This is a genomic window from Blautia sp. Marseille-P2398, from assembly GCF_964240315.1.
GTDB lineage: Bacteria > Bacillota > Clostridia > Lachnospirales > Lachnospiraceae > Blautia_A > Blautia_A wexlerae.
The window spans coordinates 214801-234901 of the sequence record NZ_CAXSTD010000001.1 but is presented as its reverse complement, the minus strand read 5'-3'; the positions used below and the strand labels follow the sequence as shown (position 1 = coordinate 234901).

Here is a 20101-nt window from a genome sequence, read left to right as displayed (position 1 = left end):
TATGGGATTTTTCAGTAATTTATTTCGGGGGAGGGATGCTCCTTCTAACAGCACAGCTGGAAGTGGATATGGATTTTTTATGGGGAGCACAGCTTCTGGGAAGAGAGTGAACGCACGGAGTGCCATGCAGATGACTGCTGTATATTCCTGTGTGAGGATTCTTTCTGAGGCGGTGGCGGGTTTGCCACTGCAGTTTTACAGGTATAACGATAACGGAGGTAAGGAGAAGGCGGTGGATCATCCGCTGTATTTTCTGCTGCATGATGAGCCGAATCCAGAGATGACTTCTTTTGTGTTCCGAGAGACTCTGATGACGCACTTGCTTTTGTGGGGGAATGCGTACAGTCAGATCATCAGGAACGGAAAGGGTGAAATTGTGGCTCTTTATCCGCTGATGCCCGACCGGATGACGGTGGACAGGGATGAGCATGGCAGGCTTTATTATGAGTACCTGGTTTATGACGGGGATGATGTGGATGGCAGAACCGGGACGGATCCGAAAGCGAATGGAAAGATCGTGCGTCTGCATCCGGCGGATGTGCTGCATATTCCGGGGCTTGGATTTGACGGGCTGGTCGGATATTCACCTATTGCCATGGCGAAGAATGCGATCGGGCTTGCCATTGCTGCGGAGGAGTATGGAAGCAAGTTTTATGCCAACGGTGCCGCTCCGTCAGGAGTGCTGGAGCATCCGGGGACTTTGAAGGATCCGGGCAGGGTGCGTGAGAGCTGGCAGTCCACTTTCGGGGGAAGCAGCAATGCCAATAAGGTTGCTGTCCTGGAAGAGGGAATGAAGTATACGCCGATTTCCATTGCACCGAATGAAGCCCAGTTCCTGGAAACCAGGAAGTTTCAGATTGATGAGATTGCCAGGATTTTCAGGGTGCCGCCTCATATGGTCGGGGATCTGGATAAGTCCAGTTTCAGCAACATTGAGCAGCAGTCTCTGGAGTTTGTGAAGTATACACTGGATCCCTGGGTGAGCCGGTGGGAACAGGCAATGGTCAGGGCTCTGCTGTCTGCGGAGGAAAAGAAGAAGTATTTCTTTAAGTTCAATGTGGATGGGCTGCTCAGGGGTGATTACCAGTCAAGGATGACCGGTTATGCCACGGCAAGACAGAATGGATGGATGAGTGCCAATGATATCCGGGAACTGGAAAATATGGACCGGATCCCGGAGGAGCTTGGCGGTGATCTGTATCTGATCAATGGAAATATGACGAAATTACAGGATGCCGGTATCTTTGCCGGATCTGGAAAGGGGAAGGATACTGGTGAAGAAGTTTTGGAACTGGAAAAAGAAAGCGATAAATTTGGAAAGCGGACAGGAAGCTGAGGAAAGAATCCTGTTCATGAACGGGGTTATCGCGGAGGAGAGCTGGTTTGACGATGATGTCACGCCGGCTCTTTTTAAGGATGAGCTGAATGCGGGAACAGGGGACATTACCCTGTGGATCAACAGTCCGGGCGGGGACTGCGTTGCGGCGGCACAGATCTTTAACATGCTGTCGGAATATCCGGGAAAGGTTACGGTGAAGATTGACGGGCTTGCGGCATCTGCTGCGTCTGTCATTGCAATGGCCGGAACTGAGGTGTGGATGAGTCCTGTGAGCATGATGATGATCCATAATCCGGCAACGGTTGCATGGGGCGACCATGCAGAGATGAAGAAGGCTATGGAACTTCTGGATGCCGTGAAGGAATCTATTATCAATGCTTATGTACGGAAAACGGGCCAGAGCAGGGCGAAGCTGTCACATCTGATGGATGCGGAAACGTGGATGGATGCGAATAAGGCTGTGGAGCTTGGGTTTGCAGATGACATTCTGTTCCAGAAAGAGGAACAGGGCAGTGAAGGCGAAAATGGAGATCCAGGTGCTGGCCGTACAGAAAACGGGACGTCTGATTCTGTAATGTTTTCCAGACGGGCAGTGAATAATGCGCTGATGAATAAGCTGGAGAGGCATTATGGAAAGACCGGAAAATCCGTGAAAGATCAGGCGGGAATTGCCGCACCAAAATTAAATAGTGTTGACACAGGGCGTTCTGCGGATGATCTGCGTGAACGCTTAAATTTTATCAAAAAATATATCTGAGGAGGATACGGATTATGACGATTCAGGAATTAATGGAGAAAAGAGCTAAGGTTTGGGAAGCTGCAAAGAATTTTGTGGATACCCATGAGAATGAAAATGGTGTTCTGTCTGCGGAGGACGGTGCAACTTATGAGAGAATGGAATCGGAGATTGAGGATCTGACAAAGGCGATTGACCGCCACCGCAAGGCAGAGGAAATGGAAAAGAACCTGAACCAGCCGGTAAACCAGCCGCTGACCGGGAAGCCTTATGCAGGCGGCCAGGGTGAGCCAAAGACAGGACGTGCTTCTGATGAATACCGCAGGGCAATGCTGAATGCACTGAGAAGCAACTTCCGCCAGGTTTCCAATACCCTTCAGGAGGGCGTGGATGCCGACGGCGGTTATCTGGTTCCGGAAGAGTATGACAGAAGACTGGTTGATGTTCTGAATGAAGAAAATATCATGCGCCGTCTTGCCACAAGAATCGTGACTTCCGGGGAGCATAAGATCAATATTGCGGCTACCAAGCCGGCGGCAAGCTGGATCGAGGAAGGCGGGGCGCTGACTTTCGGGGATGCGACTTTTGACCAGAAGATCCTGGATGCACATAAGCTTCATGTGGCAATCAAGGTAACAGAGGAACTGCTTTACGACAATGCTTTTAATCTGGAAAATTACATTATTGTTCAGTTTGGAAAGGCACTTGCCAATGCGGAAGAGGATGCCTTCCTGAACGGAAACGGAACAGGGAAACCGACCGGTATTTTTGACGGAACAGGCGGAGGGCATCTGCTGAATACACTGGCTGCAGCTTTGAAATCAGATGACATGCTGGATCTGGTGTATGGCCTGAAACGTCCGTACCGTAAAAATGCATCCTTTATCATGAATGATGCAACACTGCCTTCCCTTAGAAAGCTGAAGGACAATAACGGTGCTTATATCTGGCAGCCGGCTTATCAGGCAGGGGAACCGGACAGAATCCTGGGGTATAAGGTGGAGACTTCTGCCTATGCACCGAAGGACGGCATTGCTTTTGGGGATTACAGCTATTACAACATTGGTGACCGAGGAAACAGATCCTTTAAGCAGCTGAATGAACTGTTTGCAGGCAATGGAATGATCGGTTTTGTTGCAAAGGAACGTGTGGACGGAAAACTGGTTCTTCCGGAAGCCGTGCAGATTATGAAACTGAAGGCAGACTGATTTTTTGAATAAGGGGACCGGCAGGAGAAGTACAGGCCTGCCGGTTCTGTTTTGAGGTGATGCAGTTGGCAGTGACAGTGGATGAGATGAAGAATTACCTGCGTGTGGATTTTGAGGATGATGATGCGCTGATCGGGGATCTGATCAGGCAGGGGCAGCAGATCTGCATGGATGTGGCAAGGATTGTGGATGAGGATGAGTTTGAAGATCTGCAGGGGACGAAGATTGCCGTGCAGTATGCGGCTGCCTATCTGTATGAACACAGGGAGGAAGCGGATCACCATCAGCTGGTGATGGATCTGCGGAGCCTGCTGTTTGGAGTGAGAAAACCGGGATTCTGAGGTGGTTGGTTTGAATATTGCATTGATGAATGAAAAGGTGATTTTTCAGAAATGTTCTGTTGTAAAGGACGGGATCGGAAATCACAGGAATGAGTGGACAGAGGATTACTGCTGTTTTGCTACGATAGGCGGTGAGGGGCTTGCCAGTTCCAGGGAAGCGGAAACCGCAGGGACTGTGGTGGAAGATGTGGGAATGACTGTGACGGTGCGGTACTGTAAAAAGACTGCAGGTATCCGGTCTGTTACCCACAGGATCCTGTTTCGGGATCAGGTGTATGACATTGTGAGTGTGGATCATCTGAATTATAAGAAGAAGTGTCTGAAATTCACATGCAGGAAAGTCCGGAGGTGATCAGATGGCAGGGGACAGATGTACGGTCAGCCAGATGGCGGATGTGATTATGGAAGGCATGGAAGAGTATGCCAGACTTGCGGCGGATGATGTGAAAAAAGCAGTGAAGAAGGCAGGGACACAGGCAAGGAAGGATATCCAGGAGAATGCCCCTGTGAAGACCGGTGCCTATGCAAAGAGCTGGGCGGCGAAGACCACGAAGGAAACTGCCAATGCGATGGAAATCGTGGTGTATTCCAGGAACAGGTACCAGCTGGTCCATCTGCTGGAGTTCGGCCATGCGCTGAGAAAAGGCGGCAGGACAAGGGCGTTTCCCCATATTGCGCCTGCGGAGGAACGGGCTGCGCAGACTCTGGAACGGGAAGTGGAGAAGGCACTGAGGTGATCAGGAGGTGAAAGCATATGACACTGGAAGAACTGGCAGGGATGCTGGAAAAGGCTGGTTTTCCTTTTGCTTATGACCATTTTGCAGAAGGGGAAAGCCCGGATCCGCCGTTTATCTGCTATCTGCTTCCCGGCAGTGATAATTTTGCGGCAGACGGACGGGTATACTTCCGGATCAGTGAAGTAAGGATAGAGCTATACACGGACCGGAAGGATCCCGGGGCAGAAGCCCTGGTGGAAACAGTTCTGGATGATGCCGGGATTTTTTATAATAAGTCGGAGGTCTGGATCCAGAGCGAAAAGCTGTATGAGGTGCTGTACAGTATGGAACTGTAATGATTTGTTTAATGATGGAGGGATAATATGTCTGATAAGAATAACAAGGTGAAGTATAACCTGAAAAATGCGCATTACGCTTTACTGACGATCGGGGAGGACGGGGCGGTGTCCTATGCAGCACCAGTGCCGCTTCCGGGGTCCGTATCACTGTCCCTGGATGCCAACGGGGAGCCGGAGAATTTTTATGCAGATGGCATTGCGTATTATGTGATCAACAACAATATGGGCTATGACGGGGATCTGGAGCTTGCACTGATTCCGGAGAGTTTCCGGACGGATGTGCTGAGAGAGAAGCTGGATGCCAAGGGCGTTCTGATTGAAAACTCGGACGCAGAACTGGCACTGTTTGCCCTGCTTTTTGAGTTTGACGGGGATGTGCGCCATATCCGGCACGTGATGTATAACTGTTCGGCTTCCCGTCCGAAGATTGAGGGCAAGACCAACGAGGAGAAGAAGGAAGTGCAGACGGAAACGCTGACTATTAAGGCCACGCCATTGTCGGATGGAAAGGTGAAGGCAAAGACAGGGAATACTACGGATGCAACTGTTTATGCAGACTGGTATAAGTCGGTGTATCTGCCGGCTGCAGATCCGGCTTCTCTGCAGGCTGCCGATGGCGGAAAGTCTGTTGTGGATGCTGCAGGAAATGGAAAAGCACTGAGCTGAGGAGAATTCAGATATGAGCATGATGAAGAAGATTGAGATTGACGGGAAGGCGATTGCTTTTAAGGCTTCTGCCGCTATTCCGCGTATTTACAGGATTAAGTTCCAGAGGGATATCTACAAGGATTTATCTGTTTTGGAAAAGAGTATTGGGGACGGAGACCCGGAAAAGTCCTCACTGGATCTGTTTTCCCTTGAGATGTTTGAGAACATTGCGTACGTGATGGCGAAACATGCGGATCCGTCTATTCCGGATAATCCGGAGGAATGGCTGGATGAGTTTAACACATTCAGTATTTATCAGGTTCTGCCAAAGCTGATCGAGCTGTGGGGAATGAACATCAGGACGGATGTGGAGGCTAAAAAAAACTTTATGCAACAGACCGTGAAATGACAACTCCCCTGTTTCTTCTCCGGTGTGTGCAGCTGGGAATTTCCATCCGGGATCTGGATCTGCTGACTATCGGGATGGTGAATGATATGTTTGTGGAGAGCAGGAACGATGAGTATAAGGGATGGAGAAAGGTTGCCACACAGGAGGATTTCGACGTATTTTAACGATAATGAAAGCATTTGTCAGGCAGGTGCTTTTTTTGTGCCCGGAGTGATCCGGGTATTTTTGTGCTTTTTTTTATGGAATTTAGGGGGTGAGCCGTATGGCAGGGAACAGAATTAAGGGAATCACTGTCGAGATTGGCGGCGATACCACAAAATTGCAGACTGCCCTGAAAGGGGTTAATACAGAGATCAGGAATACGCAGAGCCAGCTGAAGGATGTGGAGAAGCTTCTGAAGCTGGATCCGGGGAATACGGAGCTGATCGCGCAGAAGCACAGGCTGCTGGCACAGGCGGTTTCTGAGACAAGGGAAAAGCTGGAGACTTTGAAGACTGCGCAGCGGCAGGCGGATGAGGCACTGCGGAACGGGACGATTTCCCAGCAGCAGTATGACGGGCTCCAGAGGGAGATCGTTGAGACGGAGCAGGAACTGCGGAGACTGGAACAGCAGGCAGAGCAGTCTGCAACTGCTTTGCAGAAAATCGGGGCAACCGGTGAGAAACTGCAGACGGTTGGAAACAAGATTTCTTCTGTGGGACAAAAACTGCTTCCGGTGACGGGAGTGGTGACAGGGCTTGGAACGGCGGCGGTGAAAACTGCCGCTGATTTTGACTCTGCGATGAGTAAGGTGGCGGCTGTGTCCGGGGCAACGGGATCTGATTTTGATAAGCTCAGGGACAAGGCCAGGGAGATGGGTGCCAAAACGAAGTTTTCTGCGACTGAGGCAGCGGATGCCATGAATTACATGGCGATGGCCGGATGGAAGACGGAGGATATGCTGTCAGGTATTGAAGGCGTTATGTATCTGGCTGCGGCATCCGGGGAAGACCTTGCAACGACTTCTGATATTGTGACGGATGCGCTGACGGCTTTTGGGCTGACTGCAGGGGATTCGGGACATTTTGCAGATGTGCTGGCGGCTGCTTCCAGCAATGCCAATACCAATGTGTCCATGATGGGTGAGACGTTTAAGTACTGTGCGCCGGTTGCAGGGGCTTTGGGATTTTCGGTTGAGGATACGGCAGAAGCTATCGGGCTGATGGGGAATGCGGGTATCAAGGCTTCCCAGGCTGGTACTTCCATGCGTTCCATTATGACCAACCTGACCGGGGATGTGAAGCTGTCGGGTGCGGCGATCGGGGATGTGACCATTGCTACCACGAATGCAGACGGATCCATGAGGAGCCTGTCTGCGATCCTGGCTGACTGCAGGGGAGCTTTTGCAGGAATGACGGAAGCTGAGAAGGCGAACAATGCGGAGGCGCTGGTCGGAAAGAATGCCATGTCAGGTTTCCTGGCACTGATGAATGCGGCACCAGAGGATATTGCAAAGGTGTCCGGGGCGGTGAATAACTGCAAGGATGCCGCAAAGAACATGGCGGACACCATGCAGGATAATCTGGAAGGACAGCTGACTATTTTGAAGTCACAGCTTCAGGAGCTGGCGATTTCTTTCGGGGATCTGCTGATGCCTGCGGTGCGGAGTATTGTTTCCGGTCTGCAGGGGATGGTGGATGTGCTGAATGCCATGCCGGACGGGGTGAAACGTGTGATCATGATCGTTGCACTTCTGGCTGCGGCTCTGGGTCCTGTGCTGATCATCATAGGCAAGACCCTTTCGGCCATTGGAACGATTATGACATGGGCACCGAAGCTTGCCGGTGCGATCAGCGCGGTGAAGGGTGCTTTTGCGGCGCTGAGTGCCACGATGATGGCAAATCCGATCGCTATTGTGATCGCTGCCATTGCAGCTTTAGTGGCGGCGTTTATTTATCTCTGGAATACGAATGAGGAGTTCCGGCAGTTCTGGATCAGGCTGTGGAATGAGATTAAGGAAGTCGCTGTCCGGGTATGGACGGCGGTTTCCCAGTTTCTGGTTTCCGCATGGAACGGGATCCGGAATACGGCGGTGGCTGTATGGAATGGCATCAGGGATTTCTTTTCCGGTCTGTGGGCTGGGATTAAGACACTGTTCACAACGGTTGTCACTGCAATTTCTACTTTCCTTGTGGGAGCGTGGAATGGGATCCGTGCAACGGTCATGGCGGTGTGGAATGCGATTTCAGCATTTCTTGGTTCTGTCTGGAATGGGATTAAGTCTGTCATTACGAATGTGGTGAATGGGATCCGGACATTTTTGCAGAGTGCATGGAACAGTATCCGCACAGTCATTACTACGGTGATGAATGCGATCCGGACGGTGATCTCTACGGTCTGGAATGGGATCCGGACAATTATTTCTACCGTGCTGAATGGAATCAGGGGTACTGTCAATTCCGTGTGGAACGGAATCAGGAACACGATTTCTTCTGTGGTGAACGGGATTAAGAATACGGTTTCCGGCGCTTTTAATGCCATGTGGTCCGGAATCCGGAGTACGATTTCCGGAATCTATAATACGATCAGGGACGGTCTGGGAAATGCGGTGAATTACATTACGGGTCTTGCGTCTGCCGGATGGCGGTGGGGCGCGGATATCATCAACGGCATTGTGAATGGTATCCGGAGCTGTATTGGTGCAGTTGCCAATGCAGTGACGGATGTGGCAAATACGATCCGTTCCCATCTGCATTTTTCTGTGCCGGATGAAGGACCTCTGACGGATTTCGAGAGCTGGATGCCGGATTTTATGAGTGGTCTGGCTGAGGGCATTGAGAAGAGCAGGGGAATGGTAAAGGCGGCTGTGAACAGTGTGGCTGCGGATATGGTGGTTTCGCCGCAGATGGCTGTGGCAGATGGCAGTGTGATGACCGGTATGGGACCGTCCGGCGGAGCGGATCTGACGGCTGGCATTGTGTCGGCGTTGAAGGATGTGCTGAGTGATCAGAAGGGACAGCAGGGGAATCTGGTGATTCCTGTTTATCTGGGAAACCAGCTGCTGGATGAGGTGATCGTGACGGCTCAGCAGAGAATGAGTCTGAGGAGCGGAGGTAGATAGGATGGCTTTTTTTCAGTATCTTGTATTTGACGGGGAGAACCTGCCGCTTCCGGATTCTTATGAGGTGGAGCTGGAGGATGTGGAGGCGGATTCCGGCGGTGAGACGGAGGCAGGGACGACACAGAGGGATGTGGTGCGGCATGGTGTTGTGCGGATCCCGGTGTCGTTTTCTGTTACGGCGAAGTGGCTTAAGAAGCTGGCAGGGTATGCGAAGCTGGATAAGATCAGCGTGCAGTATTTTGATGTGGAGACGGCGGAGCTGAAACTGTCTGAGATGTATGTGACTGGGTATAAGGCGAAGCTGAGGAAAGATACCAGTTATAAGGGGCTTTGGACGGTGAGTTTTACGTTGAAGGAGATGTAGCGAGATGGTATAATGGGAGAATCAAATCGGAATTTAAAGGAGAATAAAAAATGAAGAAATTGATATTTGGGTTGGCGTGGCAGATAATGGGCTTTTTGGGGGCGATTATAATTCTTTGTTCGGCGGCACCTCATCAATGGGATTATAACGGTATAACAGGCATTGTAGGCAGTTTGTTAGGATTAGAATTGATGATACCGCTTGTCGTTTGCATAGTCATCTTCATTATTGGCGGTGTGTTTTGTTACAAAGGAATACAAGAAAAGTGAACAAACAATTCTAATTGACCGAGGTGGAAAAATCATGGAAAAAGATAAAAAAGAGAAAATCAGGTGTATATGTTTTTTATTTGCTTCAATATGTTTCTTTATAGTGTCGATAGTGAATTTTATGGATAAAAACACTACACTAGCAGTAACATATTTATTATTAGGCATTTCATTTTTGCTTTTATCTACTACGAATTTGAGAAAAAATAAATAAATAAATAAATACAACTTCAAGCTTGTCGAGCTGGAAAATTTGAATTTAATGGGGAGGAGGCATGATATGAAAAAAACAAGCCTTGCTGCTGTAATACTTGTCGGGTTAGCTGCCGTTATCTGGACAATCAGGGCTGTACTTGAAATTGTTTTAAAAACCTATAATGAGTCAGTTTTCTTGTTTGTACTGAATGTCCTTTGTTCGGTTGTATGGATTGTGTCATTTATCGTGAATCTGAAAAGGTATCGTTCCAATAGAGAAAATAAATAAATAAATTCCAGTCTGTCGAGCTGGAAAATTGAATTTTTGGAGGTGCGTTATATGGGACGGTTGAAAAGAGCGTTGAGCGTTGCAATCCCGCTTGCTGTCGTTATCATCGGTATCAGTTATAATAGTTATGTTAAGATGCACACGTTTACTCTTTCAGGTAACGAGACAGTGAAGAGCGAACAGATACAGCCTGTTAATGGAAGCGTAAAAGTTACTGGGACTGCTGATACCGATGTCGTATTTACGGATATAGAAAGCGGAGAAACCTATGTAATAGGTTACATTACTCATGGAGCCGGCGATACAATTCAGCTTGAACGGGGAAAATGGTACAAGGTTGAAGGCGCTGGAGAACTTACAGTGAGGCCGGTTAATATTCGTATAGAATAATCCCCCCCCGGTTTGGGGGTAACACCATGAAAAAGCAGTAACAGATACTGAACACCATACTATGGAGTTTTTCTGGTGTTTTTATAGTAATCAGTGTGGTGATATTTTTCGTAATCGTGCAGATTATCAAAAAGAAAATGAAGTAGAAAAGCATGAATTTGGCAAAGGAGCGTGATTGTATGAAAAAAATGATATTGGGAATTGTGTGGCAACTAATGGGGTTTCTTGGTTCAATAATTATCCTATGCTCTGTGGCACCGCACGAGTGGGATTATAACGGAATTACTGGTATTTTAGGCAGTTTGTTGGGGTTAGGCTTAATAATCCCACTCATTGTTTGTATTATATTTTTTATTTGCGGTGTAGTGGTCTGTTTCAAGGCAATAGGTGAAAAGTAAATTTCCAGTTTGCAGGGCAGGTGGCTATCATGGAGATGAAGAAGAATGGATGAGAGGAAAGCGTATTGGTTTGAACAGCCATATATGCCGCGGATGAAAAATATTGCAGTGGCTCCTGTTATTCTGGAAGATGGAAGGCTGTCTTTCTGTGTTTCGGGGGATGGTGGTCCTCCGTGGTCAGGGGTGTGGAACCTGACGGGAAAGGCAGTTCTGGACGGGGATGATTATTTTTACGAAGGCATCAGTCAGTTGGCTGGTGCTTTTTTCGTGGGGAAATGGAGGTGGCGGGATGTATCCTGTGTCGGATGCTTTTCTGAGGGCAGTCAGGAGTAATACAAGAAAATATTTCTGGACGGGTACGATCGTTACCAAAGGCAGAATGACGTATGAGTTCGGGGCTAAGGAGATTGTGAAGGGGTCCGGGTATATTTCCAGGCAGTGCTGCGGGAGTACGGAGATTGAACTGGGGACGGTGTATGCGGCGGAGATGGGGATTACTCTTCTGAGTGACATTGACAGGTATACACTGGAGGATGCACTGGTGACGATTGTGTTTCATCTGGTGCTGGCGGATGGTTCGGTGGAAGATGTGCCGATGGGAGTTTTTGAGGTCAGTGAGGCGAACCGGCTGGCAAAGTGCCTGGAACTGAAAGCATATGATTTTATGCTGCGGTTTGATAAGAGTTTCAACGGGTTTGAGACTGTGGGGACTGCTTATGATTTTATTGCCCTGTGCTGTAAGAGATGCAAAGTGGAGTTTGCGAATAAGAGGGCGGAGATTGATGCCATGCCGAATGGCGGGGTGACGATTTCTGTTTATACTGAAAATGATATTGAGACCTGCCGGGACGTGCTGTTTTATGTGGCACAGGTTCTGGGAGGTTTCTTTATTATCAACAGGGAGGGGAAACTGGAACTGAGAAAGTACGGGAAGGATCCTGTGATGAAGGTGGAGCAGAGACACCGGTTTTCTTCCAGTTTTTCGGATTTTATCACCAGGTACACGGCAGTGAGTTCCACGAATAAGCAGACGCAGATTGCAGAGTATTATGCTCTGGATCCGGATAACGGGCTGACCATGAATCTGGGGGTGAATCCGCTTCTGCAGTTTGGGTTAAAGGAGACCAGGGAGATGCTGTGCAGGAATATCCTGGCAGATCTGTCTGTGATCCGGTATGTGCCGTTTGATTCGGATACTATTGGGAATCCTGCACTGGATCCGGGGGATGTGCTGACGTTTGCAGGAGGACAGGCGGATGAGGGACAGATCACCTGTATCACTTCCATCAGACAGAAGATCGGGGGAAAGCAGACCCTGAAATGTGTGGGAAAGAATCCGAGGCTGGCTCAGGCAAAGTCAAGGAATGATAAGAATATTTCGGGGCTGCTGAACCAGATTGAAGACAATGCGAAGACGGGGAAGATCGGGATCCACACGTTTACCAATGCTTCCGCACATGAGATCGGGCAGACAAAGGTGAAGCTGATCAGTATCCAGTTTGCTTCTTCTGAGGAAAACCATATGCAGTTTTTTGCACAGGTTGTTGTGGATGTGGCTGCGGATCCGGTGGAACGGTCTGCGGAGGCTTCCGGGACTGTGGTGATTCCGTTTTCAGGTGGAAGTAGCAGTGGAACTGGAAGTGGTACGGGTGGTTCTGATGGAACCGGGGTGGCATCGGATGCAGGAAATTCTGAAAATGATGCGGCAGGGAATGAAGTTGGAAATACTTCCGGGAATGAGAATACAGGGAGTACGGATGATGTCTCTGGTGGATCAGATTCCGGATCCGGATCAGGGGGTGGTTCGGAGGTTTCTGTGGATGTGTGTCTGCCGGTGAAGTGGCAGGAGGATGGACAGGCGTTCTGTCATGTGGTCTTTGAATTTAATAATGAGGAGATTGTGGAGCATTGTCCGGTGGAGACCTGGCATTCCGGGAAACATATTTTGTCACTGTATTATCCCATTGAGAAGATCGTTGCCAATTATACGAATACGTTCAATGTGTATCTCTGGATGGAGAATGGCAGTGGGACGGTTGATGTGGGAGACTGCATTGCTTCTGTCAGCGGACAGGCTATGGCTGCAGGGGAAGCCTGGGACGGAAAGCTTGAGGTAGAAGATTATACCACGAGATTTGCCATTGGCGGAGGCCTGAATGTGAATGGCTTCCGGGATTCGCTGTCCATGCAGATGAAGGAGACGGTGAACAGAGGCTTTGAGGTGTATTTTGCTGAGAGAGCGGGAATCAGCGGTTTCTGCAGGCCTGTAGAAATGGAGGGTGTGTGATGAAGTTAAAAGGTGAAATGGTCATTGAACTGACCGATACGAATACGGGTGCGGTGGAAACTGTGCAGGAGACGAACATGATCACGGAGGCAGTGAATAATATTCTGGGGCTGAATCCCATGGGGATTTATCTGAAAGCCAGTGGGGAGTATGACAATTCTGTTCTGTGGAACGGGACGCTGCTTCCCATCTGCCCGAACATGATCGGAGGGATTCTGCTGTTTCCGGCAGTGCTGGAAGAAAAGGCGGACCATATTTACGAGCAGGGGAAGAACCTGCCTGTGGCTTATGCTTCCAACAATGTAAATTCCGGTTCCAATGTGGCGAGGGGAAGTCTGAACCAGACGGAGAGCAAGAAGCTGGACAATGGATATAAGTTTGTGTGGGAGTTTACTCCCAGCCAGGGGAATGGAAATATTGCGGCGGTGGCACTGACCAGTGCCCTGGGCGGGCAGAATGCTTTTGGCAGTGCGGCAGGGGATGCTAGCACGTTCCTGCTTCTGAAAAAGGTGGATATCGGGGATATCCCGAAGGCGAAGCAGATGACACTGTTTGAGGCAGTGGAGCTGGATTTTGAAAAGAACCTGCTGTATTCCATCACCTTTGGGACTTCCAGTGTGACCATTACGAAGATCCGGATCCCGGTGTTTAACATCGGGCTGAATGAGAAGCTGGATGATACCACTTATACTGTACTGGAAGAGCAGACACTGACAACGGAAAGCTTCACGTTCCTGGGGGATTATACAAAGTACGGGGAATTTATGGACGGGCATGACGGGTACTGGTATGGATTTTCCAATGAGCCGAATTCTTCCGGGGATGCGAAGATGGTGTGGATCCGGATCTCCAAAAAGGATTATTCCTTTACAGAAGGAAGCTGGACACTGTCCAAGGCGAAGCTTTCGGAAGTGGGCACAAGGGCAAAGGACGGTTCCTATCCGGAACGGAATGTAAAATGCTGTGTGAGGAAGGGGTATCTGTATGTGCCTTCTTACGATAAGAAGGGAGTTTATAAGATCAATACTGCAAATTCAGCGGATGTGACACTGATCCCGCTGGGCTTTACTTCCAAGCTGAAATCTTTAGGCGAGGCTGGTTCTTGTGAGGTGTACATGACGCTTCTCGGGGATATGATTGTGGCAGGGGATTTCCAGATTACGGCGGATGACAGGGTGATCAAGACACAGGGGAGCGCAAGGTTTGAAGCTATGGCAACGCCTTTGTTCCAGTATAAGAATTTTGTATTTATGTGGGGTGGCAGTTACGGGAAGGAACACAGGTGTGCTTATCTTCTGACACCTTATCTGGCAAGTATCAATAATCTTTCGTCAGCGGTGGTGAAGAATACGGACAAGACCATGAAGATCACGTATACGCTGACGGAGAAAACAATGTAGGTCTTTCTGCCGCAGGGCATGGAGATAGAAAACTTATTTACGGCAGTTCTCAGAAATGGGAGCTGCTTTTTTCATGGGAGGAGGATTCTGGCATGAAGGAATTTTGGAACTTTATTCAGATGGTTTTTATGGCTGTAGGCGGATGGCTGGGCTGGTTTATGGGAGGCTGTGACGGGCTTCTGTATGCATTGATCGCTTTTGTGGTGATCGATTATCTGACCGGGGTGATGTGTGCTTTTGCGGACCATACGCTTTCCAGCGAGGTGGGATTCCGGGGGATCTGCAGGAAGGTGCTGATTTTTCTGTTGGTGGGAATGGCGAATATTCTGGATGTGGCTGTGATCGGGAACGGATCTGTGCTGAGGACAGCAGTGATCTTTTTCTATATTTCCAATGAGGGTGTGAGTTTGTTGGAGAATGCAGGGCATCTGGGGCTGCCGATCCCGCAGAAGATGAAAGATGTGCTGGAACAGCTGCATGATAAAAGTGAAGGAGACTCCGATGATGCATCAGAGAATGAGGTAGGAGGTGAGTGATTATGGGATACAGTAATAGTTCTTTGGTGGCGTACACGTTGCTCAGTCCGAATCATTCCGGACTGAGAACGGAGCAGATTGACAGAATATCGCCGCACTGTGTAGTAGGTCAGTGTACAGCAGAAGGTCTGGGGGACTGGTTTCATAAATCTTCTACCCAGGCTTCTTCGAATTATGGAATCGATAGGAATGGCCGGGTCGGATTGTATGTGGAAGAGAAGAATCGTTCCTGGTGTACTTCCAGTAATGCGAATGATCAGAGGGCAGTGACGATTGAATGTGCTTCTGACAAGGCGGAACCGTATGCTATGCATCAGGTGGTTTATGACCGTCTGGTTGATCTGTGTGAGGATATCTGCAGAAGAAATGGAAAGAAAAAACTGCTCTGGTTTGGTGATAAAAATAAGTCTCTGAATTATCAGCCGAAGGCGGATGAAATGCTTATTACCGTACACCGGTGGTTTGCGAATAAGAGCTGTCCTGGAGACTGGCTATATGCGAGGCTGGGCGATCTGGCTGCGAAGGTTACTTCAAGACTTGGCAGCGGAAATGTGGAAGTGATTCCATCAGGGATGCAGGCAGGGGAATTTCAGGGGCTGACAGAAGAACAGGTGCTTGCGAAGGTTGGCCCACTGTTTACCGCAGATCAGAAAAAATCAGGGATTCTTGCTTCAGTGTCTATGGCCCAGTTTATTCTGGAGAGCGGTTATGGAAAGAGTGAGCTTGCGTTGGGAGCCAATAACTGTTTTGGAATGAAGAAGTCACTTTCCGGTAATACCTGGAGTGGTTCAGTCTGGGATGGTGTGAGCATTTATAAAAAGAAGACACAGGAGCAGGAGGAAGATGGAAGCTATGTGACAGTCACAGCAGAATTCAGAAAATATCTGAATGTGGATGATTCCATTGCGGATCACAGTGCTTATCTGCTTGGCGCTAAGAATGGAGAGAAGTTCCGATATGACGGGCTGAAAGGATGCTCAGCTTATAAGAAGGCAGTGCAGATCATTAAGGATGGTGGTTATGCTACGAGTCTTACTTATGTGGAGAAACTTTGTGGCATTATTGAGAAGTGGAATTTGACTAAATGGAATGTAAAGCCTTCGAGCTCTTCTGATATTGTGGTGAAGTATTACAGGGTAAGGAAGAATTGGAAGGATGCTGCTTCTCAGCTTGGTGCTTATACTGTGCTTGACAATGCTAAGGCGATGGCGGAGAAGCATGAAGGTTATACGGTATATGACTGGAATGCCAATGCTGTGTATGGTGCTGAGGTTGATGTTGAATGTGATTCTGATATAGAGTTTTCTAATGTGGATTGCCCATTCATGGTAAAGGTTGACATTGATGATCTGAATATCAGGAAGAGTGCTGGAACGAATACTGCGAAGACTGGAAAGTATACCGGGAAGGGTGTATTTACCATCATAGAAGTGAAGAGCGGAAAGGGTTCTGATAAAGGGTGGGGAAGGTTGAAGTCTGGAGCAGGATGGATTAGTCTGGATTATTGTCAGAAAATATAGAGAATGTTATTTTTACGATTATTTGCGGATTATTATATAGAAAGAATTTTAAAAACGGATATCCAAAAATGCTTGACAAATATAGGATATCCAATTAATATATAATTATTGGATATCCATAAAATAATAGAAGGTAGGTGATTTTATATGGCAGGGAGACCTCCAAAGGAAGACAGCAGGGATAAGCAGTATCGAGTACGCTTAAATGATGCGGAAGATGAGATGCTAAGTTTTTGCAGTGAAGAGACTGGTGAAGCCAAATCAGAAATATTTAGGAAAGCTCTTAAAGCGTATTACGAGAATACAAAGTATTTCAAAAATATTCTGAAGGATAGAGAGGGATATTCTAAAATTGATTATACAGATGACATGGAATACGACGAATACGAGGATTATGGAATGGATCATATATCTTTGAAGAGAGCTATAGCATGTCCTTATTGTGGCGCCGAGAATAATATGGATTTTGAAGAAGACTGCGAGAGTTTTGATGAAGAAAGGCAAATGGGACCTCAAATAACGTATACTTTTGATTGGCCTGATTGTGAATGTGAAGAATGTGGAAAACGTTTTAGAGTGAGCGGTAGTATATGGGAATATCCCATGGGAGCATACAATTACGAGGATATTGACGTTGAAATATATGATGACGAGATTGAAGATGAATAATATGAAGGGACAGTGAGCTGATGGAGAAGAAATTGACAGCAGAATTAAAGGCGCTAAAGGAAGAATTTGATTTTATCCATAAAAAGATTGGAGATTTAGAATGGGAACGTGCAATTAGATTCTATGGAAAGAAAGCTGTTTTAGGCTCTGATATTGATAAGATAGATATGCAGATTGAAAACTATAGAGACAATATGGTTATACTTATCGAGAAGATAGAAAAAGCGGTGTCAGAGGCAAATAAAATAGAAGGAGAAATCAAATAGCGAAAACTTAGACAGATGGCCTGTAGATAGAGATATCTGCAGGTCTTATTTTTTTGTCTTTTTTGCGTCATTCACCGGAATTATCTCGGCAAAAGGCGCTTAGGAAGATAGAAGAGAAGAACCTTACTATCTTATGGAGGTGTCGATATGACCGAGAAGAGAGAACTGCCTTGGTGGCAGAAATACACATTAACACTGAATGAAGCATCGGAGTACTTCGGTATCGGATACAAGAAATTGAAACTCTTTGTTCAGGAACATTCAGATGCTGACTTTGTTCTCTGGAACGGCAACAGAGCGCTGATTAAGCGTGAGCAGTTTGAGAAGTATATGGACAGTCAGATGAATGTGATTTAGTTCAAAAAAGTTTTTAAATTTCTTGTGGAAAAAGAGCTTTGTCTGTGGTACACTATCAATACATAGTCGGATACATACTATGTGCTATATGAATTAAGCAGCAAGGCTCTCCCGATTTTGAAAGGAGACGATGTTCAATGAGCGAAAAACGACGCGATAGTAAAAATCGCATTCTTCGCACAGGAGAGAGCCAAGAAGCGGATGGACGATACAAGTTCCGATATATAGATGGCAATGGAAAGCGTAAGACGGTTTACAGCTGGAGATTGGTAGCTACGGATAGTATCCCAGCCGGAAAAAGAGATAATGCACCTTTACGAGAGCAGGAGAAAGCAATCAACAGAGATTTGAATGATATGATTACTCCTGATGGCGCAGGCTTGACAGTTCTTGACTTGGTGAAGAAATACATTGCAACCAAGACAGGCGTTAAGCATACAACCAGAGCTGGTTATGGTACTGTAATCAATTTGCTGTATAAAGATCCTTTTGGCGCAAGACGAATTGATAAAATCAGATTGTCGGATGCAAAGGAGTGGTTAATCAGATTGCAGCAGGTGGATAAGAAAAGCTATTCGGCAATTCATTCCATCAGAGGGGTAGTTAGACCGGCATTTCAGATGGCAGTGGATGATGATATATTAAGAAAGAATCCATTTGAATTTCAACTGGCAACTGTGGTGGTAAATGATGCGGTCACTCGTGAGGCCATTACAAGAAAACAGGAAAGAACTTTCCTTGATTTCATCAAAAATGATACGCACTATAGCAAGTATTATGACGGTATGTACATTCTGTTTAAGACAGGGATGCGTATTTCGGAATTTACAGGGTTGACGGTTAAGGATTTGGATATGGAGAACAGAACCATCAATATTGACCACCAACTGCAGAAGACTGGAACGTTGGTCTATATTGATACAACAAAGACCTACGCCGGTACAAGAGTAATTCCGATGCAGGATGATGTATACGAATGCTTTCAGTGTATATTGAAAAATCGCAGACCACCGAAGGTAGAACCTATGATTGATGGTTATTCCGGTTTCCTTTGCTTTGATAAGGACGGTAAACCTATGGTGGCAATGCATTGGGAGAAATATTTCCAGCATGCGGTTGACAAATACAACAGCATCTATCGTGTACAGCTTCCTAAAATTACACCTCATGTATGCAGACACACATACTGCTCTAATATGGCTAAGTCCGGAATGAATCCAAAGGTACTCCAGTATCTGATGGGCCATTCGGACATCAGTGTTACTCTCAATACCTATACACATCTTAAGCTGGACGATGCGAGGGAAGAAGTGGAGAAGCTTGCTAGGAAGCAGGCAGAAGCTGAAAATGAGTTTCGGCAGTTAGGTATGAAGGAGGACAAGGTCAAATTCAAGAAGATGGGGTAAATGGTCTAATTTAGACCATTTCGTAAAATGGCTAGAAAGTCAGTAAATTCAAGGCTTTGAAGATGGTCGTGGTCTAAAACAGATTGAAAAAGGGAAAAATTTTTAGACCAAATTTTTTCGGAAAATCAAAGATTTCAGACATAGGAGAACGGCAAATGTCGGCTGGTCTAAATTTGAAATCTGAGGCCATTTTAGACCATATTTTAGACCATTTGAAGGAAGAAACATACCGAGATAAGCCGAAATAAGCCGAGAAATGGGAAAAATCTTGATAGACTGAAAAAGTGCGCAAATGCTTGAAAAATAAGGAAAAACCGAGATAATCCGAGATAAAAAAGGAGTTAAAAATAGATGATTAGAGTACTATTCGTCTGCCACGGCAATATCTGCCGCTCACCAATGGCAGAATTCATTTTTAAAGACATGGTTTCCAAGCAAGGTCTTTCAGACCGGTTTTATATCGCATCTGCTGCAACCAGCACTGAGGAGATATGGAATGGAATCGGGAATCCGGTATATCCTCCGGCGCGAGAGGAGCTTGCTAAGCATGGGATTGATTGTAAGGGTAAGCGCGCAGTTCAACTAACGAAGGCAGATTATGATAAATATGATTATATTCTCGGTATGGACCACTGGAATCTGAAGAATATGTTAAGAATATTGAAATCGGATCCAGAGGACAAGGTTAAGCTTCTTCTGGATTATAGTGATGATCCGAGGGATATCGCAGATCCATGGTATACAGGTGGATTTGATGTCACATATTCGGATGTGGTGGAGGGCTGTGAGGCTTTTCTGGAATATCTGAAAGATAAAAAGAAACTGTAATAAATATTGTCGATGAAATTTACTTTACAAATAGCTGTGGCTATTTTATACTATGTCTACAGCGACTCTTA

The 20101-nt window shown here is 47.1% G+C and carries 26 protein-coding genes; all 26 read left to right on the top strand.

Translation table 11 applies throughout. From position 1 onward, the window contains the following. The first annotated feature begins 1 nt into the window (after position 1). Positions 2–1336, top strand: a complete 1335-nt coding sequence (locus ACESZG_RS01090) for a phage portal protein (RefSeq protein WP_368210711.1) — start codon at positions 2–4, stop codon at positions 1334–1336. Beyond that, on the top strand, positions 1275–2096 hold the full coding sequence (locus ACESZG_RS01085; RefSeq protein WP_368210713.1) for a head maturation protease, ClpP-related: 822 nt from the start codon (positions 1275–1277) through the stop codon (positions 2094–2096). The genes ACESZG_RS01090 and ACESZG_RS01085 overlap by 62 nt, the downstream gene beginning before the upstream one ends. 14 nt (positions 2097–2110) lie before the next feature. After that, the gene (locus ACESZG_RS01080) at positions 2111–3283 is read left to right on the top strand and encodes a phage major capsid protein (protein ID WP_368210716.1); all 1173 of its coding nucleotides are present in this window, start codon (positions 2111–2113) and stop codon (positions 3281–3283) included. A 65-nt stretch (positions 3284–3348) separates the two neighbouring features. Beyond that, on the top strand, positions 3349–3624 hold the full coding sequence (locus ACESZG_RS01075; protein WP_368210717.1) for a head-tail connector protein: 276 nt from the start codon (positions 3349–3351) through the stop codon (positions 3622–3624). Position 3625: 1 nt separating this feature from the next. Next, positions 3626–3976: a phage head closure protein gene (locus ACESZG_RS01070; RefSeq protein WP_368210719.1), complete on the top strand. Its 351-nt coding sequence runs from the start codon at positions 3626–3628 to the stop codon at positions 3974–3976. Between the two features lie 4 nt (positions 3977–3980). Further along, positions 3981–4361 (top strand): HK97 gp10 family phage protein, encoded by a 381-nt coding sequence (locus ACESZG_RS01065; protein ID WP_368210721.1) that lies wholly within the window; start codon positions 3981–3983, stop codon positions 4359–4361. A gap of 17 nt (positions 4362–4378) precedes the next feature. After that, a complete protein-coding gene (locus ACESZG_RS01060; protein WP_368210724.1) occupies positions 4379–4696 on the top strand; it encodes a hypothetical protein in 318 nt (105 codons plus the stop codon). A gap of 27 nt (positions 4697–4723) precedes the next feature. Next, the gene (locus ACESZG_RS01055) at positions 4724–5365 is read left to right on the top strand and encodes a major tail protein (protein WP_368210726.1); all 642 of its coding nucleotides are present in this window, start codon (positions 4724–4726) and stop codon (positions 5363–5365) included. 13 nt (positions 5366–5378) lie between these two features. Continuing rightward, positions 5379–5756: a hypothetical protein gene (locus ACESZG_RS01050; RefSeq protein ID WP_368210728.1), complete on the top strand. Its 378-nt coding sequence runs from the start codon at positions 5379–5381 to the stop codon at positions 5754–5756. Further along, positions 5753–5920 carry a hypothetical protein gene (locus ACESZG_RS01045; protein WP_368210730.1) on the top strand — a complete coding sequence of 56 codons (168 nt, stop codon included), beginning with the start codon at positions 5753–5755 and terminating at the stop codon, positions 5918–5920. The genes ACESZG_RS01050 and ACESZG_RS01045 overlap by 4 nt, the downstream gene beginning before the upstream one ends. Positions 5921–6018: 98 nt before the next feature. Next, entirely contained in the window at positions 6019–8856 is a 2838-nt protein-coding gene (locus ACESZG_RS01040; RefSeq protein WP_368210732.1) for a phage tail tape measure protein, read from the top strand. A 1-nt stretch (position 8857) separates the two neighbouring features. Next, positions 8858–9220: a hypothetical protein gene (locus ACESZG_RS01035; protein ID WP_368210734.1), complete on the top strand. Its 363-nt coding sequence runs from the start codon at positions 8858–8860 to the stop codon at positions 9218–9220. Positions 9221–9270: 50 nt separating this feature from the next. Beyond that, positions 9271–9489: a hypothetical protein gene (locus tag ACESZG_RS01030; RefSeq protein ID WP_176921951.1), complete on the top strand. Its 219-nt coding sequence runs from the start codon at positions 9271–9273 to the stop codon at positions 9487–9489. A 280-nt stretch (positions 9490–9769) separates the two neighbouring features. After that, positions 9770–9973, top strand: coding sequence for a hypothetical protein (locus ACESZG_RS01025; RefSeq protein WP_368210736.1), 204 nt, complete (start codon positions 9770–9772; stop codon positions 9971–9973). 51 nt (positions 9974–10024) lie between these two features. Then, positions 10025–10363: a hypothetical protein gene (locus tag ACESZG_RS01020; RefSeq protein WP_217212500.1), complete on the top strand. Its 339-nt coding sequence runs from the start codon at positions 10025–10027 to the stop codon at positions 10361–10363. A 179-nt stretch (positions 10364–10542) separates the two neighbouring features. Beyond that, on the top strand, positions 10543–10761 hold the full coding sequence (locus ACESZG_RS01015; protein WP_368210738.1) for a hypothetical protein: 219 nt from the start codon (positions 10543–10545) through the stop codon (positions 10759–10761). A gap of 45 nt (positions 10762–10806) precedes the next feature. Continuing rightward, positions 10807–11094: a hypothetical protein gene (locus ACESZG_RS01010; protein WP_368210740.1), complete on the top strand. Its 288-nt coding sequence runs from the start codon at positions 10807–10809 to the stop codon at positions 11092–11094. After that, complete coding sequence (locus tag ACESZG_RS01005) at positions 11051–13048, top strand: hypothetical protein (RefSeq protein WP_368210742.1); 1998 nt, start codon at positions 11051–11053, stop codon at positions 13046–13048. Before ACESZG_RS01010 ends, ACESZG_RS01005 begins: the two co-directional genes overlap by 44 nt. Then, positions 13048–14448 (top strand): hypothetical protein, encoded by a 1401-nt coding sequence (locus ACESZG_RS01000; protein ID WP_368210744.1) that lies wholly within the window; start codon positions 13048–13050, stop codon positions 14446–14448. Before ACESZG_RS01005 ends, ACESZG_RS01000 begins: the two co-directional genes overlap by 1 nt. Positions 14449–14540: 92 nt before the next feature. Further along, on the top strand, positions 14541–14984 hold the full coding sequence (locus ACESZG_RS00995) for a holin family protein (RefSeq protein WP_368210745.1): 444 nt from the start codon (positions 14541–14543) through the stop codon (positions 14982–14984). 2 nt (positions 14985–14986) lie between these two features. Further along, on the top strand, positions 14987–16504 hold the full coding sequence (locus ACESZG_RS00990) for a glucosaminidase domain-containing protein (RefSeq protein WP_368210746.1): 1518 nt from the start codon (positions 14987–14989) through the stop codon (positions 16502–16504). Positions 16505–16651: 147 nt separating this feature from the next. After that, positions 16652–17173, top strand: coding sequence for a hypothetical protein (locus tag ACESZG_RS00985; RefSeq protein ID WP_368210748.1), 522 nt, complete (start codon positions 16652–16654; stop codon positions 17171–17173). A gap of 20 nt (positions 17174–17193) precedes the next feature. Further along, positions 17194–17439 carry a hypothetical protein gene (locus ACESZG_RS00980; RefSeq protein ID WP_368210750.1) on the top strand — a complete coding sequence of 82 codons (246 nt, stop codon included), beginning with the start codon at positions 17194–17196 and terminating at the stop codon, positions 17437–17439. A gap of 147 nt (positions 17440–17586) precedes the next feature. Next, complete coding sequence (locus ACESZG_RS00975) at positions 17587–17796, top strand: excisionase (protein ID WP_009266091.1); 210 nt, start codon at positions 17587–17589, stop codon at positions 17794–17796. Between the two features lie 137 nt (positions 17797–17933). After that, the gene (locus ACESZG_RS00970; RefSeq protein WP_368210752.1) at positions 17934–19202 is read left to right on the top strand and encodes a tyrosine-type recombinase/integrase; all 1269 of its coding nucleotides are present in this window, start codon (positions 17934–17936) and stop codon (positions 19200–19202) included. Positions 19203–19553: 351 nt separating this feature from the next. After that, positions 19554–20030 (top strand): low molecular weight protein-tyrosine-phosphatase, encoded by a 477-nt coding sequence (locus ACESZG_RS00965; RefSeq protein ID WP_055054002.1) that lies wholly within the window; start codon positions 19554–19556, stop codon positions 20028–20030. Positions 20031–20101: the final 71 nt, after the last annotated feature.

Bases quoted from the DNA above. Each gene is read 5' to 3' on its own strand.
- ACESZG_RS01000 (WP_368210744.1), top strand. From the start codon at position 13,048: ATGAAGTTAAAAGGTGAAATGGTCATTGAACTGACCGATACGAATACG.
- ACESZG_RS01060 (WP_368210724.1), top strand. From the start codon at position 4,379: ATGACACTGGAAGAACTGGCAGGGATGCTGGAAAAGGCTGGTTTTCCT.
- ACESZG_RS00990 (WP_368210746.1), top strand. From the start codon at position 14,987: ATGGGATACAGTAATAGTTCTTTGGTGGCGTACACGTTGCTCAGTCCG.
- ACESZG_RS01055 (WP_368210726.1), top strand. From the start codon at position 4,724: ATGTCTGATAAGAATAACAAGGTGAAGTATAACCTGAAAAATGCGCAT.
- ACESZG_RS01015 (WP_368210738.1), top strand. From the start codon at position 10,543: ATGAAAAAAATGATATTGGGAATTGTGTGGCAACTAATGGGGTTTCTT.
- ACESZG_RS01080 (WP_368210716.1), top strand. From the start codon at position 2,111: ATGACGATTCAGGAATTAATGGAGAAAAGAGCTAAGGTTTGGGAAGCT.
- ACESZG_RS01030 (WP_176921951.1), top strand. From the start codon at position 9,271: ATGAAGAAATTGATATTTGGGTTGGCGTGGCAGATAATGGGCTTTTTG.
- ACESZG_RS00985 (WP_368210748.1), top strand. From the start codon at position 16,652: ATGGCAGGGAGACCTCCAAAGGAAGACAGCAGGGATAAGCAGTATCGA.
- ACESZG_RS00975 (WP_009266091.1), top strand. From the start codon at position 17,587: ATGACCGAGAAGAGAGAACTGCCTTGGTGGCAGAAATACACATTAACA.
- ACESZG_RS01050 (WP_368210728.1), top strand. From the start codon at position 5,379: ATGAGCATGATGAAGAAGATTGAGATTGACGGGAAGGCGATTGCTTTT.
- ACESZG_RS01005 (WP_368210742.1), top strand. From the start codon at position 11,051: ATGTATCCTGTGTCGGATGCTTTTCTGAGGGCAGTCAGGAGTAATACA.
- ACESZG_RS01025 (WP_368210736.1), top strand. From the start codon at position 9,770: ATGAAAAAAACAAGCCTTGCTGCTGTAATACTTGTCGGGTTAGCTGCC.
- ACESZG_RS00980 (WP_368210750.1), top strand. From the start codon at position 17,194: ATGGAGAAGAAATTGACAGCAGAATTAAAGGCGCTAAAGGAAGAATTT.
- ACESZG_RS00995 (WP_368210745.1), top strand. From the start codon at position 14,541: ATGAAGGAATTTTGGAACTTTATTCAGATGGTTTTTATGGCTGTAGGC.
- ACESZG_RS01020 (WP_217212500.1), top strand. From the start codon at position 10,025: ATGGGACGGTTGAAAAGAGCGTTGAGCGTTGCAATCCCGCTTGCTGTC.
- ACESZG_RS01065 (WP_368210721.1), top strand. From the start codon at position 3,981: ATGGCAGGGGACAGATGTACGGTCAGCCAGATGGCGGATGTGATTATG.
- ACESZG_RS01010 (WP_368210740.1), top strand. From the start codon at position 10,807: ATGGATGAGAGGAAAGCGTATTGGTTTGAACAGCCATATATGCCGCGG.
- ACESZG_RS00965 (WP_055054002.1), top strand. From the start codon at position 19,554: ATGATTAGAGTACTATTCGTCTGCCACGGCAATATCTGCCGCTCACCA.
- ACESZG_RS01040 (WP_368210732.1), top strand. From the start codon at position 6,019: ATGGCAGGGAACAGAATTAAGGGAATCACTGTCGAGATTGGCGGCGAT.
- ACESZG_RS01090 (WP_368210711.1), top strand. From the start codon at position 2: ATGGGATTTTTCAGTAATTTATTTCGGGGGAGGGATGCTCCTTCTAAC.
- ACESZG_RS01045 (WP_368210730.1), top strand. From the start codon at position 5,753: ATGACAACTCCCCTGTTTCTTCTCCGGTGTGTGCAGCTGGGAATTTCC.
- ACESZG_RS01035 (WP_368210734.1), top strand. From the start codon at position 8,858: ATGGCTTTTTTTCAGTATCTTGTATTTGACGGGGAGAACCTGCCGCTT.
- ACESZG_RS00970 (WP_368210752.1), top strand. From the start codon at position 17,934: ATGAGCGAAAAACGACGCGATAGTAAAAATCGCATTCTTCGCACAGGA.